Raw genomic sequence first — 15,312 nt, 5'->3', positions numbered from 1 at the left:
TCCGGGTCAGGCCTTCAGGGCGTGTTTGCCTAGGATGAGCAGCTGCACTTCGCTGGCGCCCTCGTAGATGCGCAGCGAGCGGATGTCGCGGTAGAGGTGCTCGACCACGTTGCCCACCTGCACGCCACGGCCGCCGAACATCTGCAGCGCCATGTCGATGACCTTCTGCGCGTTCTCGGTCGCGGTGAGCTTGGCGCTGGCGGCGGCGGCCGTGTAGGCCGGTGTGCCGGCGCCACTGGTGGCACTGCGGTCGCGCATCCAGGCCGCGCGGTAGGTCAGCATCGCGGCGGCGTCGATGAGCGCGCCCATCTCGCCCAGCTTCGCCTGCGTGAGCTGGAAGTCGGCCAGGGTCTGGCCGAACATCTTGCGGCTCTTGGCGTGCGCCACTGCTTCGGCAAAGGCGCGGCGCGCCATGCCCAGTGCCGCCGCAGCGACCGAGGCGCGGAAGATGTCCAGCGTCTGCATGGCGAGCTTGAAGCCGCCGTTGACAGGGCCGACCAGCGCGTTCTGGCCCACGGCGCAGTCGCTGAACGTGAGCGTGGCCAGCGGGTGCGGCGCCATCACCTGGATGTGCGCGCTGCTGTCCAGGCCAGGTGCGTCGGCGTCGACGATGAAGGCGCTGATGCCGCGTGCGCCGGCGTCGGGCTCGGTCTTGGCGAAGGTGAGGTAGAAGTCGGCCATGCCGCCGTTGCTGATCCAGGTCTTCTGGCCGTTGAGTTGCCAGCCTGTGGGCGTCTGCGTGGCGCGCAGGGCCATGGCGGCGACGTCGGAGCCGGCCTCCGGCTCGCTCAGCGCGAAGGCGGCGATCTTCTCGCCCGAGGCCACCGCGGGCAGGTAACGCGAACGCTGCTCGGGTGTGCCGGCCAGCGTGATGGCGCCGCTGCCCAGGCCCTGCATGGCAAACGCAAAGTCGGCCAGCGGCGAGTGAAAGGCCAGGGTCTCGCGCAGGATCACCAGTGCGCGCGAGTCCAGTGCGGGCAGCGCGCCGCCGTGCGCTTCGGGCACGCAGTAGCGCAGCCAGCCGGCGGAGCCCAGGCGCTGCACCCAGTCGCGGCAGGCGGCGCGGTCGTCGGACTCGTCGACACGCTGTTCGCGCGCCCAGGCCACGAGACCATTGGCGAGCGCGCGGTGGGCGTCGTCGAAGAAGGGCAGTTCGAGGTGCGCAGTCGGCGCCAGCGCACCGTGTGGGTGGGAGTGTTCGAAGGCGACCATGTCAGGACTCTTGGCGTGACGGGTAGTTGATCCAGCACGCACCGCGGAACCGGCTTCGCCGGGCCGAAGGTGCGGTCCCCCCGGGGGGAAGACGCGAAGCGGCGCAGGGGGGATTCATGACTAATCTCCTTCGAACTGCGGGCGCTGCTTGGCCGCGAAGGCTTCGTAAGCGCGTCGGAAGTCCTGCGTCTGCATGCAGATGGCCTGCGCCTGGGCTTCGGCCTCGATCGCCTGGTCCAGCGCCATGGCCCACTCCTGGTGCAGCATGGTCTTGGTCATGCCGTGCGCGAACGTAGGCCCCTGCGCCAGTTGCGTCGCCAGCTTGTGTGCGGCGGGCAGCAGGGCGTCGCTCTCGTGCAGCGCGTTGAAGAAGCCCCAGGCGTGGCCTTCACTGGCGGTCATGGCGCGGCCGGTGAACAGCAGCTCGCTGGCGCGGCCCTGGCCGATCATGCGCGGCAGCAGGGCGCAGGCGCCCATGTCGGCACCGGCCAGGCCGACCCGGGTGAACAGGAAGGCGACGGTGGCGGCGGGCGTGCCCAGTCGCAGATCGGAAGCGAGCGCCATCATGGCGCCGGCCCCCGCGCACACGCCGTCCAGCGCCGCCACGATGGGCTGCGGGCAGGCGCGCATGGCGCTGACCAGCGCGCCGGTCATGCGGGTGAAGGCCAGCAGCTCGGGCATCGTCATCTTCGTGAGCGGGCCGATGATTTCGTGCACGTCGCCACCCGAGCAGAAGTTGCCGCCCGCGCCGGTGAGCACCACGGCCTTGATGTCGGTGGCGCGCTGCAGACCGAGGAACCAGTCGCGCAGTTCGGCGTAGGAGTCGAAGGTCAGCGGGTTCTTGCGCTCGGGCCGGTTGAGCGTGACGGTGGCGACACCGTCGGCCACGCTGAGCGCGAAGTGTTGCGGCGCGCGGTCGCCCACGGAGCTGTACTGGCCCCGCATCGGGTTGTGGTCGGGGATGGGGTGTTTCATTCGATCTCCATCTGGTGCTGTTTGACTTTGCCCAGCAGCTTGTGCAACTGGTCGAGCTCGCGCGGAGCGAGGCCTTCGAAGGCCTGCACGATCCACTGCTCGTGCTGCACGGCCATGCGCTCGAAACCACTGCGTCCTTCGGGCGTGAGGCGCACGAGGAAGGCGCGGCGGTCGCCCTCGACGCCCATGCGTTCGACCAGGCCTTCGGCCACCAGCTGGTCGGTGATGCCGGTGACGTTGCCGCCAGTGACCATGAGGCGCTGCGACAGCTCCTTCATCTTTAGGCCCTCGGGGTGGCGTTCGAGCTGGGCCATGAGGTCGAAGCGGGGCAGGGTGGTGTCGAACTGCTCGCGCAGGCCGGCGCGCACGCGCTTTTCGATCAGTTGCGAGCAGGCCAGCAGCCGCAGCCAGAGGCGCAGCTCCTGCGCGTGTTCGCTGTGGGCGCGTGCTTCGAGGTCGAGGGTGTCGGTGGGCATGTTCATTGGGTTTCCGCCGGATCGGTGGTGACGGTCGCGCCCTGCAGCGCCTGTTGCCGCGCGATCTCGCGGTAGAGCTGGTCGCGGCCGCTTTCGTAGGCGGGTGGCCATTGCACGGCGCGGGTCTGCAGCTTCGCGGCTTCGTGCAGGGTCCAGGCCGGGTCGGCCAGGTGCGGGCGGGCCACGGCGCAGAGGTCGGCACGGCCGGCGCCGATGATGCTGTTGGCGTGGTCGGCCTCGCTGATCGCGCCGACGGCCATGGTCAGGATGTCGACCTCGTTGCGGATGCGGTCGGCGAACGGGGTCTGGTACATGCGGCCGTAGACCGGTTTGGCCTGGCGCGTGGTCTGGCCCGAGGAGACGTCGATCACGTCGCAGCCCGCGGCCTTGAACAGGCGCGCGATGGCGACCGCGTCGTCGGGTGTGTTGCCGCCGGGCGCCCAGTCGTGCGCCGAGATGCGCACGCTCATGGGCTTGTCGGCGGGCCACACGGCGCGCATGGCGGCGAAGACTTCGAGCGGGTAGCGGCAGCGGTTTTCCAGCGAGCCGCCGTAGTCGTCGGTGCGCCGGTTGGTGAGCGGGCAGATGAAGGCCGAGAGCAGGTAGCCGTGGGCCGCATGCAGCTCCAGCCAGTCGAAACCGGCGGCGGCGGCGCGCTGCGTCGAGGCGACGAAGGCCGCGGTCATCGCGTCCATGTCGGCGCGTGTCATGGCGCGCGGCACCTGGTTCTGTTCGCCGTAGGGCACGGCACTGGCCGAGAGCAGCGGCCAGTTGCCTTGCGCGAGCGGCTCGTCGATGGCCTCCCAGCCGAGTTGCGTCGACCCCTTTGGGCCGCTGTGGCCGAGCTGCAGGCCGACCTTGGCGCTGCTCTGCTGGTGCGCGAAGTCCACGATGCGGGCGAGCGCGGCCTGCTGCGCGTCGTTCCACAGGCCGGGGCATCCCGGGGTGATGCGGCCTTCTGGCGTCGGGCTGGTCATCTCCACCATCACCAGCGCTGCGCCGCCGACGGCGCGTGCACCGAGGTGCATCAGGTGCCAGTCGCCGATCACGCCGTCGGTGGCCTTGTACTGCGCCATGGGCGAGACGACGATGCGGTTCTTCAGCTCGGTGCCGCGGACCTTGAGCGGCAGCAGCATGGGTGGGGTGGGGTGCTTCTTCGGCGCACTGCCGGTTGCGGCCCTGGACTCCAGCCAGCTCTCATAGCCTTCCAGCCACTGTGGATCGCGCAGGCGCAGGTTCTCGTGGCTGATGCGCTGGCTGCGCGTGAGCAGCGAGTAGGCGAACTGCGGGATCTCCAGGCCGGTGTAGCGGTCCACGTGCTCGAACCACTCGGTGGAGTTGCGCGCGGCGTTCTGGATCTTGAGCACCTCGACGCTGCGGCGCGCTTCGTAGCCCTGCAGCACCGTGGCCATGTCGGCGCCCGCGTTGTTCGTGAACTCGTCGGCCAGGTCGATCGCGTCTTCCAGCGCCAGCTTGGTGCCGCTACCGATGGAGAAGTGCGCGGTGTGCGCGGCGTCGCCCATGAGCACGATGGGCGTCTGCTTGCCCGCAATGTCCTGCCAGTGCACCCAGGTGTTGCAGATCACGCGCGGGAAACGGATCCAGTTGGCCGAGCCGCGCAGGTGCTTCGCATTGCTGATCAGGGCGTTGCCGTCGAGGTACTTCGCGAACAGCTTTTCGCAAAAGGCCACGCCGTCTTCCTGGCTCATGTCTTCGAGGCCGTGCGCCTTCCACACCGGTTCGGGCGTCTCGACGATGAAGGTCGAGGTCTCGCCATCGAACTGGTAGGCGTGGGCCTGGAACCAGCCGTGCTCGGTCTGTTCGAAGGCGAAGGTGAAGGCGTCAAACGTCTTCTTTGTGCCCAGCCAGACGAAGCGGCACAGGCGGGTGTCGATGTCGGGCTGGAAGGTGCTCTCGTAGCGCGTGCGGATGCGGCTGTTGAGGCCGTCGCTGGCGATCACCAGGTCGGCGTTGTACTGCTGCGCCAGCGCCTGGTCGTCGGTCACGTCGGTCTCGAACACCAGATCCACGCCGAGGGCCTGGCAGCGTTCCTGCAGGATGTTGAGCAGGCGCTTGCGGCCGATGCCGATGAAACCGTGGCCGCCGGAGCGCACGCTGGCGCCCTTGTAGAACACCTCGATGTCGTCCCAGTGGTTGAAGGCGTCCTGCATCGCCTGCGCGGTCTCGGGGTCGGCGCGGCGCAGGTTCTGCAGCGTCTGGTCGGAGAACACCACGCCCCAGCCGAAGGTGTCAAACGGCCGGTTGCGCTCGACCACCGTCACCTGCAGGTGCGGGAAGCGGCGTTTCATGAGCAGGCCGAAATAGAGGCCCGCCGGGCCGCCACCGATGCACAGGATGCGCTGCAGCGCCAGAGTTGAAGTGTTCATGCTTGATTAGTTTAAGCCTGAACTAAATGCGGCCAACCGGGTAAACCCGTACCGGGTGGGTGCATGCGCTGTCCCCGGGCCGCTCAAGGTGCAAGAATGCCTTCCATTCATCCAAGGAGGCCCCATGTCCCTGTACCGATTCAAATCCCGCGAAACCGCCGATCTGGTCATGCTCGCACCCAGCGGCAAACGCATCCTGGAAATCCTGGGCAAGGACCCGGCACATGCGGGTGTCATCCGCCACCAGGAGATGGCCGGCGCCATCGAGGCCCTGAACGCGGCCGTGAAGGCCGAAGAGATGGCGCAGCAGAGGATGAAGGACGAAGCGGCGGCCAACGGCGACCCGGTGCCACAGTTCGATGCGATCAGCCTGCGCATGCGCAGCGCGCCGTTCATCGAGATGCTGCAGCGCAGCCTCAAGGCCGAGGTCGAGGTGGTCTGGGGCGTCTGAGGCGGCACGACAAAAAAAAGGCCCGCGCAAGCGGGCCTTTTTCATGGCGGAAGGTGGTGGCGCTCAGTCGGCGAATTCGCCGGCGGCGTCGATCGCGGCCTTGAGCTTGGTGATTTCACCGGCGACGAAGGCCTTGTGGCCGGCGGGCGTGACGCGCTTGTCGTTGGGGGCGGCCACCAGGGCGCCCAGGTCGGCCTGGCGCTTGATGAAATCGGGGTCCTTCAGGGCGACCATCAGGGCGTCATTGACCTTCTTCAGGACGTCGGCGGGCGTGCCCTTGGGGGCGTACAGACCGTGCCAGATGGTCAGGTTGAAGCCCTTGAGGCCCAGGCCATCCAGCGTCGGCAGGTCGCTCAGCTGCTTGTTGCCGGTCAGCGGCTTGGCGGTCGTGACGGCGTAGCCGCGCACGCGGCCCGACTCGATCTGCGAGGCGGTGTTGGTGGTTTGGTCGCACATCATGTCCACCTGGCCGCCGATCAGGTCGTTCATCGCGGGGCCGGTGCCCTTGTAGGCGATGGTCGTCAGCGGCTTGGGCAGCCTCATGGCCGACTGCCACATCAGCGAGCACAGGTGCGAGGCGGAGCCCAGGCCGGCGTGCGCCAGGTTGACCTTGTCGGCGTTGGTGCGGACGTAGTTCTCGAAGTCGCGGTAGCGGCGGTTCTGCGACAGCTTGTTGGAGCCGACGATGGTCATGGGCACGTCGTTGATGATGCCCAGGAACTCGAAATCGTCCAGCGGTTTGAAGGTCTGCTTGCGGTAGAGGCTGGTGGTGGCCGCCATGCCGATGTGCCAGACCAGCAGCGTGTAGCCGTCCGGTGCGGCGCGCGCGACCTTGGCGGCACCGATCGTGCCGCCGGCGCCGGCCGCGTTGTCGACCACGATGTTGGCGCCGCCCAGGGGCTTGCGCATGGCTTCGGCCAGCTGGCGGGCCACCAGGTCGGTGGGGCCGCCAGCGGCAAACGGCACGACCAGGGTGATCGGTTTGCTGGGGTAGGCCTGGGCAAAGGCGCCGACGGAGACGGCGGCGGTCACGGCAAAAGCCAGAATCTTTTTCATGCGGGGGCTCCTTGGGGATGTTCAGCGCCGCATGGTAGCCCCCGCCGGCGGTGCCGAAATGGCGGAAATTACTTAGCGGCGACCACGGGGAAACCCTGCGTTTTCCGGAGCTTTCGCCGAACTTACTTGTAGCTGCGGGCGTCTTCGATCACTTTGCCGTCGTTGGGCAGGCTGCCGGGACGCACCACCTGCACCTGTCCGCGCAGCTTGGTGATGTCGCGCATGGCTTCCTCGATGCGCTCGCGCAGCCCGTCGGCCACCTCGGTCGCCTCGACCTGCAGGCACATGCTGTCGTTGGCCATCTCGCCGCTGACGACCAGGCGCGCACGCTGCACTTCGGGGAAGCGCCGGGTGATCTCGGCCACCTGCGAGGGGTGGACGAACATGCCCTTGATCTTGGTGGTCTGGTCGGCGCGGCCCATCCAGCCCTTGATGCGCGGCGCGGTGCGACCGGTCGGACACTGGCCGGGCAGGATGGCGGAGAGATCGCCGGTGCCGAAGCGGATCAGCGGGTAGGCGCTGTTGAGCGTGGTCACGACCAGTTCGCCGACTTCGCCGTCGTCCACCGGCGTGCCGGTGCCGGGGCGCACGATCTCCACGATCACGCCTTCGTCCAGAACCAGGCCTTCGCGGGACGCGGTCTCGTAGGCCACCAGACCCAGGTCGGCGGTGGCGTAGGTCTGGTAGACGTCGACGCCGTGCTCCTTGAACCAGGCCGTCAGGCTGGGCGGGCAGGCTTCGCCGCCGACCGAGGCCTTGGTCAGGCTGGGCAGCGCGATGCCGGCTTCGGCCGCCTTCTCCAGCAGGATGCGCAGGAAGCTGGGCGTGCCGGTGTAGGCGTCGGGTTTGAGGTCGACCATCGCTTCGAGCTGCTGCTCGGTCTGGCCGACGCCGCCCGGGAACACCGTGCAGCCCACCGCGTGCGCGCCCGATTCGAGAATGAAGGCGCCCGGGGTCATGTGGTAGCTGAAGCTGTTGTGCACCAGCTCGCCGGCGCGGAACCCCGCCGCGAACAAGGCACGGCCCGCACGCCAGTAATCCTTGCTGGCACCCTCGGGCTCGTAGATCGGGCCGGGGCTGGCGAAGATGCGCGACATCGCCGGGCCGCGCACCAGGGCCGAGAAGCCGCCGAAGGCATCGTGCTGGCGCTTGGCCTTCTGTCGCTCCAGCAGTTCGCTCTTGCGCGTCACCGGGATGCGCGTGAGGGCGGCGCGGCTGTCGATGCCGGCCACATCGATGTCGCGCAGGATGTCGGCAAACGCCGCGCTGTTCTGTTTCGCGTGCGCCAGCTGACCCGGCAGTGCGGCCATCTGAGCCGCTTCACGCTCGGCAGGGGATCGGGTTTCCAGGGCGTCGAAGTGTTCGGTCATGTCGAAAACCAGAGGTGTTTGAGTGAGATGTCTTCAACCAAGGGCGCCGCGGAACCGGCTTTGCCGGGCCGCCAGCGCCGCCCCCTTGAGGGGGTGACGCCGAAGGCGGCGCGGGGGTGGGCCACAAGCGCGGAAAAAGCGGCTTGCTCAGGCAAGCCACCTTTTCCGGCGCTTGTAGCTCTTCACGTCCTTGAAGCTCTTGCGCTCGCCGCCACCCATGCCGAGGTAGAACTCCTTGACGTCCTCGTTGTTGCGCAGGTCGCTGGCGGCGCCGTCCATCACGATGCGGCCGCTTTCCATGATGTAGCCGTAGTCGGCGTACTTCAGGGCCATGTTGGTGTTCTGCTCGGCGATCAGGAAGGTGACCTTTTCCTTGGTGTTGAGGTCCTTCACGATCTCGAACACCTCTTCCACGATCTGCGGCGCCAGGCCCATCGAGGGCTCGTCCAGCAGCACCACGCTGGGGTTGGCCATCAGCGCGCGGCCGATGGCGCACATCTGCTGCTCGCCGCCCGAGGTGTAGGCCGCCTGCGAGGTGCGGCGCGTCTTCAGGCGCGGGAAGTAGTTGTAGACCTTCTCCAGGTTGCGCGCGACCTCGGCCTTGTCCGTGCGCGTGTAGGAGCCGGTCATCAGGTTGTCTTCGATCGACAGGTGGGCGAAGCAGTGCCGGCCTTCCATCACCTGCACCACGCCCTTCTGCACCAGGTCGGCGGGCGAGAGGTTTTCGATGCGTTCGCCGCGCAGCTCGATGCTGCCCTTGGTGACCTCGCCACGCTCACCCTTGAGCAGGTTGGAGATGGCACGCAGCGTGGTCGTCTTGCCCGCGCCGTTGCCGCCCAGGATGGCCGCGATCTTGCCTTCGGGCACGTTCAGCGACACGCCCTTGAGCACGAGGATCACGTGGTTGTAGATGACCTCGATGCCGTTGACGTTGAGAACGATGTTGGGTGTGGTGCTCATGGTGTTTCCTCGTGGACCATTCACAAGACCCGCAAGCAGGTCTTGTGAATGGCGGCTGGAGTCAGCCGCCAAGGCCCGCCAACACAGCGGCGACCGCTTCAAGGGACACCGCGGAACCGGCTCTGCCGGGCCGCAGGTGTCGCCCCCTTGAGGGGGTCGCGCGTAGCGCGGCGGGAGTGGGCTTAGCTCTGGCAGTCGGCGCCAGCGCGGCGCGTCAGCTTCTTCTCGGCCGCGTACTTGTCGGCAGCCGTTTTCACCAGCGGCTTGAGGATCTGCTCGTCGGCCTGCAGCCAGTCGCTGCTGAACTGCCACTTGCTGCCGTCCCAGGTGTGCATGCGGGCCCAGTTGGCGCCCATGTGGTCCTGGCAGCTGGTGGAGACCGGGCGCATCACGCCCTTGAAGCCCAGCGCATCCAGCTTGGGTTGCGTCAGGTTCAGGTTCTCGTAACCCCAGCGGGCCTGCTCACCGGTCACGACCTTGCCCTTGGCAAAGCGTTCCTGGGCAGCGCGCACGCCTTCGACGGCGAACATGGCGCTCATCAGGCCGCGCATGTACAGCACGTCGCCGACTTCTTCCTTCGGTCCGGTGCCCTGGCCCTTGTCGTGCAGCTTGGCCAGGATTTCCTTGACCACGTCGGCGTTCTTTTCGGTGCCGTGCTGCATGGTGACGGCGTTGTAGCCCTTGGCGCCCGCGCCGACGTCCTTGACGTCCGGCTCGGCACCGGCCCACCACACGCCGTACATCTTCTCGCGCGGGTAGCCGGTGGCCTGGGCTTCCTTCAGTGCGGTGGAGTTCATCACGCCCCAGCCCCACAGCACGACGTAGTCGGGCTTGGTCTGGCGCACCTGCAGCCAGGTGGCTTTCTGCTCCACGCCAGGCGCGGTCACGGGCAGCATGCTCAGCTGGAAGCCCAACTGTGCGGCGCGTTCCTGCAGCAGGGGAATCGGCTCCTTGCCGAACGGGCTGTCGTGGTAGACCAGCGCGATCTTCTTGCCCTTGAGGTTGGCCAGTCCGCCTTCCTTCTTGCCGATCTGCTGGATGATCGCGTCGGCGGCCACGAAGTAGGTGCCGGCGATCGGGAAGTTCCACTTGAACACGCCGCCATCGGCCGATTCGCTGCGGCCATAGCCGGCGGTGATCAGCGGGATCTTGTCGACCGGGGCTTTTTCGGTCAGTGCGAAGGTGGCGCCGGTGGACAGCGGCTGGAACACGGTCGCGCCCTTGCCCTTGAGGCGCTCGTAGCACTCGACGCTCTTGTCGGTGGCATAGCCGGTCTCGCATTCTTCAAACGTGATCTTCACGCCGTTGATGCCGCCGCGCAGGTTGACCAGCTTGAGGTAGTCGACATAGCCGTTGGCCCATGGCACGCCGTTGGGAGCGTAGGCACCGGTGCGGTACACCAGCACGGGGAAGAACTGCTCCTTGGCCTGAGCCATGGCAGACGTCGACACCAGGGCGCCGGAAAGCGCCGCACAGGCCATCGACACGGAGAGAACCAGGTTACGTACTTTCATCGCTTTGTCTCCTTAAGGACAGGTCAGGCACACACAGAAAAGGGAATCAATGGGGGAAAGGCCACAGGCGGAGCTTTTGCTTCGCAATGCTCCAGAGCTTGGCCAGGCCGTGGGGTTCCACGATCAGGAACCAGACGATCAGCGCGCCGAACACCATGAAGGTCATGTGGGCGGCGGCGGCGGTCGACAGGCCGACCAGCAGGCTGATGCGCTCGATGAAGATCGGCAGCAGCACGATGAAGGCCGCGCCGAAGAAGCTGCCCATGATCGAACCCATGCCGCCGATGATCACCATGAACAGCAGCTGGAACGAGCGGTCGATCGAGAAGGCGGCCGGCTCCCACGAACCCAGGTGCACGAAGCCCCAGAGCGCGCCGGCCACGCCGACGATGAAGGAGCTGACGGCGAACGCGCTGAGCTTGGCGTACATCGGCCGGATGCCGATCACGGCGGCGGCGACGTCCATGTCGCGGATCGCCATCCACTCGCGGCCGATCGCCGAGCGCACCAGGTTCTTGGCCAGCAGTGCGAACACCACCAGGAAGGCCAGGCAGAACAGGTACTTCTCCATCGGGGTGTCGATGGTCCAGCCCATCACCGACAGGCCGGACACCGAGACCGAGCCCGAGGCGTTGTTGTTGGTGAACCAGCCCACGCGCAGGAAGGCCCAGTCGCAGAAGAACTGCGCCGCCAGCGTCGCCACCGCGAGATAGAGGCCTTTCACGCGCAGGCTGGGGATGCCGAAGAAGATCCCGACCAGGGTGGCGAAGAAGCCGCCCGAGAGCAGGGCCAGCACCAGGGGCATGCCGTCGATGCGGATGTAGGTGTTGTAGGCCATGTAGGCCCCGACCGCCATGAAGGCGCCCGAGCCCAGCGAGATCTGGCCGCAGTAGCCGACCAGGATGTTCACGCCCAGCGCGGCCAGCGACAGGATCAGGAAGGGGATCAGGATGGCGCGGTAGAGGTATTCGTCGACCAGGAAGGGCACGCCGATGAAGGCGAAGGCGATCAGGGCGAGGATGGCCCAGCGGTCCTGCGCGATCGGGAAGATCTGCTGGTCGGTGCGGTAGGAGGTCTTGAACTGGCCGTTTTCGCGATAGAACATGTTCTTGTCTCCTTACACGCGATCGATGATCTTCTCGCCGAACAGACCCTGAGGCCGGAACAGCAGGAACACGAGCGCCAGCACATACGCAAACCAGATCTCGATGCCGCCGCCGACCATGGGGCCGAGGTAGACCTCGGAGAGCTTCTCGCCCACGCCGATGATCAGGCCGCCGATGATGGCGCCGGGCACCGAGGTCAGGCCGCCCAGGATGATCACGGGCAGCGCACGCAGCGCCACCGTGGTCAGCGAGAACTGCACGCCCAGCTTGGAGCCCCAGATCATTCCGGCCACCAGCGCGGTGATGCCGGCCACGCACCAGACGATGACCCAGATGCGGTTGAGCGGGATGCCGATGGACTGTGCGGCCTGGTGGTCGTCGGCCACGGCGCGCAGCGCACGGCCGGTGCTGGTCTTCTGGAAGAACAGCGAGAGCGAGGCCACCAGCGCGGCGGCGACCACGGCGGCGATCACGTCTTCCTGGTTCACCAGCACGCCGCCTTCGAACACGCTCTCGAACAGGAAGATCGGGTCCTTGGGCATGCCGATGTCGATCTTGTAGATGTCGCTGCCGAAGATGGTCTGGCCCAGGCCGTCCAGGAAGTAGGTGATGCCCAGCGTGGCCATCAGCAGCGTCACGCCTTCCTGGTTCACCAGATGGCGCAGCACCAGCCGCTCGATCAGCCAGGCGAGCACGAACATGCAGGCGCCCGCCGCCACGAAGGCCAGCACGTTGCCCAGCCATTTGCTCTCGATGCCCAGCCAGTGCGGGATCCACTCGGAGAATCGCGCCATCGCCAGCGCGGCGAACAGCACCATCGCGCCCTGCGCGAAGTTGAAGACGCCCGAGGCCTTGAAGATCAGCACGAAGCCCAGCGCGACCAGCGAATAGAGCATGCCTGCCATCAGGCCGCCCAACAGTGTTTCCAGAAATGGTCCCATGTCTTTTCCTCAGTGGCTCGTACCGAGGTACGCGCTGATGACTTCTTCGTTGGTGCGCACTTCTTCGGGCGTGCCGTCGCCGATCTTCTTGCCGTAGTCGAGCACCACCACGCGGTCGGAGATGTCCATCACCACGCCCATGTCGTGCTCGATCAGCACGATGGTGGTGCCGAACTCGTCGTTCACGTCGAGGATGAAGCGGCTCATGTCCTGCTTCTCTTCCAGGTTCATGCCGGCCATGGGTTCGTCCAGCAGCAGCACCTGCGGCTCCATCGCCAGCGCGCGGCCGAGGTCGACGCGCTTTTGCAGGCCGTAGGGCAGCTGGCCCACGGGGGTCTTGCGGAAGGCCTGGATTTCGAGGAAGTCGATGATGTGCTCGACGAACTCGCGGTGCTTCTCTTCTTCCTTCTGCGCCGGGCCGATGCGCAGCGCCTGCAGGAACAGGTTGCTCTTCATGCGCAGGTTGCGGCCGGTCATGATGTTGTCGATCACGCTCATGCCCTTGAACAGCGCCAGGTTCTGGAAGGTGCGCGCGATGCCCATCTCGGCCACCTGCCGGCTGTTCATGTGCCGGAAGTGCTGTCCGCGGAAGGTGATCTGGCCTTCCTGCGGCTGGTAGACGCCGTTGATGCAGTTGAGCATCGAGCTCTTGCCGGCGCCGTTGGGGCCGATGATGGCGCGGATCTCGTGTTCCTTGACGTTGAACGAGATGTCGGTCAGCGCCTTGACGCCACCGAAGCGCAGGCTGATGTTCTGGACGTCGAGGATGACGTCGCCAATCTTTTTGGTCATGCTGCGGCTTTCACGGGAGCGAAGGTCTTGGCGTCGCGGACCTGCAGCGTGGCGCTCACGCTGCCGGTGCGGCCGTCTTCGAACTTGACCTGGGTTTCGATGTACTGCTCGGTCTTGCCGCCGTACAGCGCGTCGATCAGGGCGTTGTACTTCTCGGCGATGAAGCCGCGGCGGACCTTGTTGGTGCGCGTGAGTTCGCCGTCGTCGGCATCCAGCTCCTTGTGCAGCACCAGGAAGCGGCTGATCTGGCTGCCGGCCAGCAGCTCGTCGCGGCTGAGGTCGGCGTTGACCTTCTCCACGCATTCGCGGATCAGCTCGTACACCTCGGGCTTCTGCGCCAGGTCGGTGTAGCCGGCATAGGGCAGGTTGCGGCGCTCGGCCCAGTTGCCCACGGCCTCGAAGTCGATGTTGACCATCACGCAGACCTTCTCGCGCTGGTCGCCGTAGGCCACGGCTTCCTTGATGTGCGAGAAGAACTTGAGCTTGTTCTCGACGTACTTGGGCGCGAACATCGCGTTGTCGAAGGCGCCGCCCCGGATGCGGCCCACGTCCTTGACGCGGTCGATGATCTTCAGGTGGCCCGAGGCGTCGATGAAGCCGGCGTCGCTGGTGTGGTACCAGCCGTCGGCGGTCAGCACCTCGGCCGTGGCGGCCGGGTTCTTGTAGTACTCCTTGAGCAGGCCGGGCGACTTCACCAGGATCTCGCCGGTGTCGCTGAGCTTGATCTCGACACCTTCGCAGGGCACGCCCACGGTGTCGGCGCGCGCTTCGTGGTCGGGCTGCAGGCAGACGAACACGGCGGTCTCGGTCGAGCCGTAGAGCTGCTTGAGGTTGATGCCGATCGAGCGGTAGAAGCTGAACAGGTCGGGGCCGATGGCCTCGCCCGCGGTGTAGGCCACGCGCACCCGGCTCATGCCCAGGCTGTTGCGCAGCGGGCCGTAGACGAAGAAGTTGCCCAGCGCGTACTTGAGGTTGTCGAGCAGGCCGACCGACTTGCCGTCCATCTTCGCGGGGCCGACGCGGCGCGCCACGTCCATGAAGGCGTGGAACATCTTGCGCTTGATCGCGCCCGCGTCTTCCATGCGGATCATCACGGTGGTCAGCAGGCCTTCGAACACCCGGGGTGGTGCGAAGTAGTAGGTCGGGCCGACTTCCTTGAGGTCGATGGTGACCGTGGCGCCCGACTCGGGGCAGTTCACCACGTAGCCGGCCACCAGCCACTGCGCGTAGCTGAAGATGTTCTGGCCGATCCAGGCGGGCGGCAGGTAGGCCAGCACCTCGTCCTTCTCGGTCAGCTTGTCGAAGCGCGCGCCGACGGCGGCGCGGTCGATCAGGGTGGCGTGCGTGTGCACCACGCCCTTGGGGTTGCCGGTGGTGCCGGAGGTGAAGAACATCGCCGCCACGTCGGCCGGCTGGGCCTTTTCGATCTCTTCCCGGAAGAAGCCCGGGTGGGCCTTGGCGAAGGCCTGGCCGCCGCCCACCAGCTCTTCCAGACCGCCCAGGCCGGGCTGGTCGTAGTTGCGCAGGCCGCGCGGGTCGTCGTAATAGATGTGCTGCAGCTGCGGGCAGCGGTCCTGGATCTCCAGCATCTTGTCGACCTGTTCCTGGTCTTCCACCACCGCGAAGCGCACCTCGGCGTTGTTGATGGGGAACACGCATTCGGCGCCGACCGCGTCCTGGTAGAGGGGAATCGGGATCGCGCCCAGCGACTGGGCGGCCAGCATGGTGGCGTACAGGCGGGGGCGGTTGGCGCCGATCACCACCATGTGTTCACCGCGCTGCAGGCCGGCCTGGTGCAGGCCGCAGGCGATGGCCTCGACCAGCTGGGCCATGGCCGACCAGCTGGTGGTCTGCCAGATGCCGTATTCCTTCTCACGCATGGCCGGCCCGGTCGGGCGCCGGGTGGCGTGGTCCAGCAGAAGCCGGGGGAAGGTCGTTTGCATGGGCTTGTCTCCTGAAGCGCCGCAGCCCCTGGGGGCCATGAAGGTGCTGTTCGATGGAATGCGATGGGCGGATCGTAGGCAGATGTTTGACGTCATGTTGTCGGTGCGACGACAATTGAGGGGTCATCC

General features: G+C 66.8%; 13 protein-coding genes. 1 reads left to right on the top strand and 12 read right to left on the bottom strand.

The features are described from left to right. Window positions 1–6: 6 nt before the first annotated feature. The 4 genes from ACS5NL_RS06880 to ACS5NL_RS06865 form a co-directional block, all read right to left on the bottom strand. Window positions 7–1,212: an acyl-CoA dehydrogenase family protein gene (locus ACS5NL_RS06880; RefSeq protein WP_439352898.1), complete on the bottom strand. Its 1,206-nt coding sequence runs from the start codon at window positions 1,210–1,212 to the stop codon at window positions 7–9. A 120-nt stretch (window positions 1,213–1,332) separates the two neighbouring features. Continuing rightward, window positions 1,333–2,187, bottom strand: a complete 855-nt coding sequence (locus ACS5NL_RS06875) for an enoyl-CoA hydratase family protein (protein WP_439352897.1) — start codon at window positions 2,185–2,187, stop codon at window positions 1,333–1,335. Beyond that, entirely contained in the window at window positions 2,184–2,663 is a 480-nt protein-coding gene (locus ACS5NL_RS06870; protein WP_439352896.1) for a MarR family winged helix-turn-helix transcriptional regulator, read from the bottom strand. The genes ACS5NL_RS06875 and ACS5NL_RS06870 overlap by 4 nt, the downstream gene beginning before the upstream one ends. Window positions 2,664–2,665: 2 nt before the next feature. Continuing rightward, window positions 2,666–5,050: a bifunctional salicylyl-CoA 5-hydroxylase/oxidoreductase gene (locus tag ACS5NL_RS06865; RefSeq protein WP_439352895.1), complete on the bottom strand. Its 2,385-nt coding sequence runs from the start codon at window positions 5,048–5,050 to the stop codon at window positions 2,666–2,668. 124 nt (window positions 5,051–5,174) lie between these two features. On the opposite strand from ACS5NL_RS06865, the gene ACS5NL_RS06860 reads away from it, so the two are divergent. Then, window positions 5,175–5,501 carry a DUF1840 domain-containing protein gene (locus tag ACS5NL_RS06860; RefSeq protein WP_439352894.1) on the top strand — a complete coding sequence of 109 codons (327 nt, stop codon included), beginning with the start codon at window positions 5,175–5,177 and terminating at the stop codon, window positions 5,499–5,501. Window positions 5,502–5,564: 63 nt separating this feature from the next. On the opposite strand, the gene ACS5NL_RS06855 is transcribed toward ACS5NL_RS06860, so the two are convergent. From ACS5NL_RS06855 to ACS5NL_RS06820, 8 genes are all read right to left on the bottom strand, one after another. Next, on the bottom strand, window positions 5,565–6,557 hold the full coding sequence (locus ACS5NL_RS06855) for a tripartite tricarboxylate transporter substrate-binding protein (RefSeq protein WP_439352893.1): 993 nt from the start codon (window positions 6,555–6,557) through the stop codon (window positions 5,565–5,567). Between the two features lie 122 nt (window positions 6,558–6,679). After that, on the bottom strand, window positions 6,680–7,927 hold the full coding sequence (locus ACS5NL_RS06850) for a phenylacetate--CoA ligase family protein (protein WP_439352892.1): 1,248 nt from the start codon (window positions 7,925–7,927) through the stop codon (window positions 6,680–6,682). A gap of 147 nt (window positions 7,928–8,074) precedes the next feature. Further along, window positions 8,075–8,887: an ABC transporter ATP-binding protein gene (locus ACS5NL_RS06845; protein ID WP_439352891.1), complete on the bottom strand. Its 813-nt coding sequence runs from the start codon at window positions 8,885–8,887 to the stop codon at window positions 8,075–8,077. Window positions 8,888–9,069: 182 nt separating this feature from the next. Next, window positions 9,070–10,401 carry an ABC transporter substrate-binding protein gene (locus tag ACS5NL_RS06840; protein ID WP_439352890.1) on the bottom strand — a complete coding sequence of 444 codons (1,332 nt, stop codon included), beginning with the start codon at window positions 10,399–10,401 and terminating at the stop codon, window positions 9,070–9,072. A gap of 46 nt (window positions 10,402–10,447) precedes the next feature. Then, window positions 10,448–11,506, bottom strand: a complete 1,059-nt coding sequence (locus ACS5NL_RS06835; protein WP_439352889.1) for a branched-chain amino acid ABC transporter permease — start codon at window positions 11,504–11,506, stop codon at window positions 10,448–10,450. 12 nt (window positions 11,507–11,518) lie between these two features. Then, complete coding sequence (locus ACS5NL_RS06830; RefSeq protein WP_439352888.1) at window positions 11,519–12,448, bottom strand: branched-chain amino acid ABC transporter permease; 930 nt, start codon at window positions 12,446–12,448, stop codon at window positions 11,519–11,521. 9 nt (window positions 12,449–12,457) lie between these two features. Continuing rightward, window positions 12,458–13,240 carry an ABC transporter ATP-binding protein gene (locus ACS5NL_RS06825; protein ID WP_439352887.1) on the bottom strand — a complete coding sequence of 261 codons (783 nt, stop codon included), beginning with the start codon at window positions 13,238–13,240 and terminating at the stop codon, window positions 12,458–12,460. Beyond that, window positions 13,237–15,183 carry an AMP-dependent synthetase/ligase gene (locus ACS5NL_RS06820; RefSeq protein ID WP_439352886.1) on the bottom strand — a complete coding sequence of 649 codons (1,947 nt, stop codon included), beginning with the start codon at window positions 15,181–15,183 and terminating at the stop codon, window positions 13,237–13,239. Before ACS5NL_RS06820 ends, ACS5NL_RS06825 begins: the two co-directional genes overlap by 4 nt. Window positions 15,184–15,312: the final 129 nt, after the last annotated feature.

The organism is Hydrogenophaga sedimenti, assembly GCF_051857515.1.
Taxonomy (GTDB): Bacteria; Pseudomonadota; Gammaproteobacteria; order Burkholderiales; family Burkholderiaceae_C; genus Hydrogenophaga.
Note: the sequence above shows the minus strand (reverse complement) of the source record. Positions and strands in the feature narration are given on the sequence as shown.

What these genes read in the sequence shown, in the direction of transcription:
- ACS5NL_RS06880 (WP_439352898.1), bottom strand. Translation starts at nt 1,212, where the DNA reads ATGGTCGCCTTCGAACACTCCCACCCACACGGTGCGCTGGCGCCGACT.
- ACS5NL_RS06875 (WP_439352897.1), bottom strand. Translation starts at nt 2,187, where the DNA reads ATGAAACACCCCATCCCCGACCACAACCCGATGCGGGGCCAGTACAGC.
- ACS5NL_RS06870 (WP_439352896.1), bottom strand. Translation starts at nt 2,663, where the DNA reads ATGCCCACCGACACCCTCGACCTCGAAGCACGCGCCCACAGCGAACAC.
- ACS5NL_RS06865 (WP_439352895.1), bottom strand. Translation starts at nt 5,050, where the DNA reads ATGAACACTTCAACTCTGGCGCTGCAGCGCATCCTGTGCATCGGTGGC.
- ACS5NL_RS06860 (WP_439352894.1), top strand. Translation starts at nt 5,175, where the DNA reads ATGTCCCTGTACCGATTCAAATCCCGCGAAACCGCCGATCTGGTCATG.
- ACS5NL_RS06855 (WP_439352893.1), bottom strand. Translation starts at nt 6,557, where the DNA reads ATGAAAAAGATTCTGGCTTTTGCCGTGACCGCCGCCGTCTCCGTCGGC.
- ACS5NL_RS06850 (WP_439352892.1), bottom strand. Translation starts at nt 7,927, where the DNA reads ATGACCGAACACTTCGACGCCCTGGAAACCCGATCCCCTGCCGAGCGT.
- ACS5NL_RS06845 (WP_439352891.1), bottom strand. Translation starts at nt 8,887, where the DNA reads ATGAGCACCACACCCAACATCGTTCTCAACGTCAACGGCATCGAGGTC.
- ACS5NL_RS06840 (WP_439352890.1), bottom strand. Translation starts at nt 10,401, where the DNA reads ATGAAAGTACGTAACCTGGTTCTCTCCGTGTCGATGGCCTGTGCGGCG.
- ACS5NL_RS06835 (WP_439352889.1), bottom strand. Translation starts at nt 11,506, where the DNA reads ATGTTCTATCGCGAAAACGGCCAGTTCAAGACCTCCTACCGCACCGAC.
- ACS5NL_RS06830 (WP_439352888.1), bottom strand. Translation starts at nt 12,448, where the DNA reads ATGGGACCATTTCTGGAAACACTGTTGGGCGGCCTGATGGCAGGCATG.
- ACS5NL_RS06825 (WP_439352887.1), bottom strand. Translation starts at nt 13,240, where the DNA reads ATGACCAAAAAGATTGGCGACGTCATCCTCGACGTCCAGAACATCAGC.
- ACS5NL_RS06820 (WP_439352886.1), bottom strand. Translation starts at nt 15,183, where the DNA reads ATGCAAACGACCTTCCCCCGGCTTCTGCTGGACCACGCCACCCGGCGC.